We start from the raw sequence: 4,144 nt of genomic DNA on the forward strand, positions 1-4,144 counted from the left end.
GCAGGGGGGACCCTGTGGGAGAGTAGGACGCCGCCGAACAATCATTGTGAAGAACCCCCATCCGGATTCCGGATGGGGGTTCTTCGCGTTTCCGGGCCTTTCTCGGCCGTCGGCTCACTCGTCGTCGGACTGCGCTTCCTCCGTCGGCTCTCCCTGGGCCTGGGCCGCAGGCTCGGCCGCCGCCGTGGCCGCAGCAGACGGTGCGGCGGGAACCGCAGCGGTGCCCCAGGCCGGACGGTTGAGCCACTTGTCGGTGCTGGTGGTGAGGCGAGCGACGGCGCTGCCGTCCGGCCGCATGCTGTAGAGGTCGGCGCCGGCACCCGCGGGGGCCTGGGTGAAGACGATGGACTGACCGTCGGGCGCGTAGGCGGCGGCTCCGTAGAAGGCGTCCGAGGGGGCGGGGGTGAGGGCGCCGATGGCGGTGCCGTCGGGGTGGATGGTGTAGATGCCGCCGCCGGGGGCGTTGTCGGGGCCGGCCGGGTAGGTGGTGAAGAGGATCCGGGTGCCATCGGGGGACCAGTCGGCGCGGTCGCCGGCGCGCAGTTCCCAGGGGGTGAGCTGGCGGAGGCCGGTGCCGTCCGCGCTCACGACGTAGATGGCGCGGCTGTTGGCGGGCTGTCCGGTGGCGCTGGTGCGGTACTCGAAGGTGAGCTGCTTGCCGTCGGGGGACCAGCTGGGGTTGCTGACCGAGCCGGAGTAGGGCTTGTCGTTGGTGAGGAAGGTGAGCCGCTGGACGTCGGTGCCTTCGGGGCTCATCAGGTAGAGGTCCGAGTACTGGGAACGGGTCTTGTCGGCCGGGTCCTGGGCGCCCCAGGAGCGGCTGAAGGCGAGCTGCTTGCCGTCGGGCGAGAAGGCGGGGGCGCGTTCGTCCTCGTTGGCGCAGTCGGTGCCGCCGCTGGAGCTGTCGCAGAGCTGGCTGATCTGGTGGGCGCTCTCTCCGGAGGTGGCGACCGTCCAGAGCCGGGCGGCGCCGCTCTGCGGGTCGGTGCGGTCGAAGGCGATGGTGGCGCCGTCGGGGGACCAGTCGGGTCGGTCGTCGCGGGCGTGGTCCGGCGGCTGGGTGATCTGGTGCTGGCCGCTGCCGTCGGGGGCGAGCGTGACGATGGCGCTGGTGCTGCGAGAAGCGTCGGTGTAGGCCCGGCTGACGATCAGTCCGTTGTGCGCGCTGGACGCGGCGGGTGCTCCCGCTGCCGCGTCGACCACGCCGGGGGTCGCGGCGGGCGTCGGCTCGGGGGTGGCGGAGGGGGACTCCGGCCGGATCTCCGAGAGGGGGATCTCCCCGGGCTCGGCCCCGCAGCCGGTGAGCAGGGCGCCCAGAAGCAGAAGGCCCGCACCTGCGCTTGCGCGGGTGCGGGCCCTGTTCGTGGGTGACTGCCTTGTGCTGGTGATCCGTGCCATCTCAGCCTCCGACCTCTGCGACCCTTGCCGACCGCTCGACGTGTGCCCCCGTCGCCGATTCAGGACGAAGGCCCCTGAAAGGAGCTGTCACTGTGTCAGACGGAGGGCGTCGCTCGCCGGGCGACACGCGACGGATCGCGTTCGTTCGGCCGCGTGGAGTAACCGCATGGAGTAATCGCGCCGAGTGGCGCGGCCGAGTAGCGGGACTAAAGCAGTGGGACGGAGCAGCGGGAGGGGGGAGGGTCAGCCCCGGGCGGCGCGGCGCTCGGCCTTGGCGAGGGCCTCCGCCTCGTCCTCGGCCTCGGCGACCTCCAGGGTGGGAGCCGTTCCGCCGAGCTGGGCGGGCAGCCACCAGGTGTCGTCCGGGCCCGAGGGCTTGCCGGGGTACTCGCGCTGGGCCTGGTCGAGCATCTCGCTCATGGCGGCGCGGAGTCTTCTGGTGACCATGACGGGCTTGTCGTCCGGCCCGAGGTGAATCGGTTCGCCGATCATGATCGTCACCGGGACGTGGCGCTTGGTCAGGGTCTTCGGGCGGCCCTTGGTCCAGAGCTGCTGGGTGCCCCAGAGGACGACGGGCAGCAGCGGGGCGCCGGAGTCGGCGGCCATCCGGGCGGCGCCGGTCTTGAACTTCTTCAGCATGAACGAGCGGCTGATCGTCGCCTCGGGGAAGACCCCGACCACCTCGCCGGCCTTGAGGGCGCGCACGGCGGCCTCGTACGCGGGCTGGCCGTCGGTGCGGTCCACCGGGATGTGCTTCATGCCGCGCATCAGCGGGCCGGAGATCCGGTGCTTGAAGACGTCGTCCTTGGCCATGAAGCGGGTTTGGCGCTTGCCGCCGCGGTAGGCGCCGAGGCCGGCGAAGAGAAAGTCCAGGTAGCTGATGTGATTGCTGACCAGTACCGCTCCCCCCCTGGCGGGGATGTGTTCGGCGCCCACGATCTTGATCCGCACGTCGAGCGCGCGGAAGGCGGTGAGTGCGGCGCCGATCACCGGCGGGTACACGAACTCTGCCACGGTCAGTCCTGACTTCCACGGGCCGGAGCCCGGTTCGGCGGGGGCCCGCGACGTTGCGCGGCCGGTGCCGACCGGAGCACGGCACGCCGCGGCGGTCACGGGTGATACACGGAGATGATCCCCCGAACGAGTGCCTGCTGTCACCTGAGGCGTGCGGGCAAGCCGAATTTCCCGGTGTGATCTCCGTGATGAGTTCGAACGGGAACTCTTCCGCTCCCGGGCCGGGCTGTCGTGGGAGGCGGCCGAAGGGGGCGGGCCGTGCTGGTGGCGGCCCGGTCAGGCCCCGGCGGTGAGGCGGCCCTGGGCGCGCCGGACGACCGGGTAGAGCTCGCAGCCGACGCAGTAGCCGAAGGCGGCGTTGAGGAAGGCGGCGGCGAGGCCGACCGAGGTGGCCAGCAGGCCGAGCCAGGTCACCCCGGTCACGTAGCCGAGGGCGCCGATCGTGGCGAACACCATCAGGATCCCCTGGCCGAAGCGCAGCGGCCGCTCGTCCTCGGTCTCGGACGGCGGGGCCAGTCGGGGCAGGACGAGGATCCGGAAGATCCAGTCGTACGGGGAGAGGCGTAAGCCGCCGAAGGCGCCGAGAGCGAAGACGAGCGCCTGACCGGCGAGGAGGATGCTGCTGCCGGTGAGGAGGACGACGATCAGGACGGCCGAGGTGAGCGCGGCGGAGAAACGGGGACCGCGGGGGTCGGTCTGCACGGGGGCTCCGGAAGGGTCGCGACGGGCGGCAGCGGCGGACGGTGGCGACGGGGGCGTCAGCGACTGCGGAGGTCGATGGCTCGCCCCGGGGCGGTGACGCGGCGGGTGGTCGGCAACGGCGGTGAGGAGCGCTCGGAGTCCACCGGCCGATCGTACGCGGCCCGCCCCTGGCGGTCGACCGTCTTTCGGGGCCCGGTGGGGCTGGCGCAGACTGGGGGGATGACCGGGCTGGTGGTGTGCGTTGTCGTGCTGGCGGTGGCGACCACGTTCGGGCTGCTACGGGCCTGGCACGACGGAAGGATGAGGGTGGGCTCCAAGGACGGGACGGTACGGCTGTCGGAGGCCGAGCTGGGCGGGCCGCTCGGCTCGCGGGCGACGCTGGTGCAGTTCTCGACGGTCTTCTGCCAGCCCTGCCGGGCCACCCGGCGGGTGCTCGCCGAGGTCGCGGGGATGGTCGAGGGGGTCGAGCACGTCGAGGTGGACACCGAGGCGCGGTTGGAGTTGGCCCGCCGTCTGGAGATCCGGCGGACGCCGACCGTCCTGGTGCTGGACGCGGACGGCCGGGTGGTGCGTCGGGCGGCGGGGCAGCCGCGCAAGGCGGACGTGATCGCGGCGCTCGGCCAGGCGGTCTGAGGATCCCCGTCGGGGCGTCACCCCGTGCTGCGGTGCCCCGTCGCGGCGGAATCCGGTCGCGGTTTGGTCCGCCCCGTCAGGTGGAGTCGGCCCCCGCCTGGGGCAGGATGGGCGCAGGCGGCGGGCGTTGGTGCCCGGCGTAAGCTACTGGCCAGTAGTGACCACTGGGCTACCGGCGAGTATGCTGCCAGGAAGTTCCGGACCGGCACGGGAATCCGCTGCCCGGAGCGGGTGCGTTCTGTGTTCGCGCCCGCTTGCACAGCCGCAGCTGCCGGACGAGACCAGTACAGGAGACAAGGCCGTGAGCTTGAGGATCGTTGTCTGTGTGAAGTACGTGCCGGACGCGACGGGTGACCGTCGTTTCGCGGACGACCACACCACGGACCGGGAGGGCGTG

At 72.2% G+C, this 4,144-nt stretch carries 4 protein-coding genes and 1 pseudogene; 2 read left to right on the forward strand and 3 right to left on the reverse strand.

Annotation, left to right across the window (positions count from 1 at the left end; all coding sequences use genetic code 11):
- Window positions 1–114: 114 nt before the first annotated feature.
- From ABTY56_RS38430 to ABTY56_RS38440, 3 genes are all read right to left on the reverse strand, one after another.
- Window positions 115–1,398 carry a beta-propeller domain-containing protein gene (locus ABTY56_RS38430; protein WP_350634343.1) on the reverse strand — a complete coding sequence of 428 codons (1,284 nt, stop codon included), beginning with the start codon at window positions 1,396–1,398 and terminating at the stop codon, window positions 115–117.
- Between the two features lie 243 nt (window positions 1,399–1,641).
- Complete coding sequence (locus tag ABTY56_RS38435) at window positions 1,642–2,412, reverse strand: lysophospholipid acyltransferase family protein (protein WP_350634344.1); 771 nt, start codon at window positions 2,410–2,412, stop codon at window positions 1,642–1,644.
- Between the two features lie 276 nt (window positions 2,413–2,688).
- Window positions 2,689–3,114 (reverse strand): DUF4395 domain-containing protein, encoded by a 426-nt coding sequence (locus ABTY56_RS38440; RefSeq protein ID WP_350634345.1) that lies wholly within the window; start codon window positions 3,112–3,114, stop codon window positions 2,689–2,691.
- 219 nt (window positions 3,115–3,333) lie between these two features.
- Here ABTY56_RS38440 and ABTY56_RS38445 point away from each other — a divergent pair, with 219 nt between their 5' ends.
- Window positions 3,334–3,747, forward strand: coding sequence for a thioredoxin family protein (locus tag ABTY56_RS38445; RefSeq protein ID WP_350634346.1), 414 nt, complete (start codon window positions 3,334–3,336; stop codon window positions 3,745–3,747).
- Between the two features lie 301 nt (window positions 3,748–4,048).
- Window positions 4,049–4,144 (forward strand): annotated as a pseudogene (locus ABTY56_RS38450) (electron transfer flavoprotein subunit beta); the annotation flags it as partial.

The organism is Kitasatospora sp. NPDC097691, from assembly GCF_040302665.1.
Classification (GTDB): domain Bacteria; phylum Actinomycetota; class Actinomycetes; order Streptomycetales; family Streptomycetaceae; genus Kitasatospora.

Coding starts and splice junctions, on each gene's coding strand:
- ABTY56_RS38430 (WP_350634343.1), bottom strand. CDS start 1,398: ATGGCACGGATCACCAGCACAAGGCAGTCACCCACGAACAGGGCCCGC.
- ABTY56_RS38445 (WP_350634346.1), top strand. CDS start 3,334: ATGACCGGGCTGGTGGTGTGCGTTGTCGTGCTGGCGGTGGCGACCACG.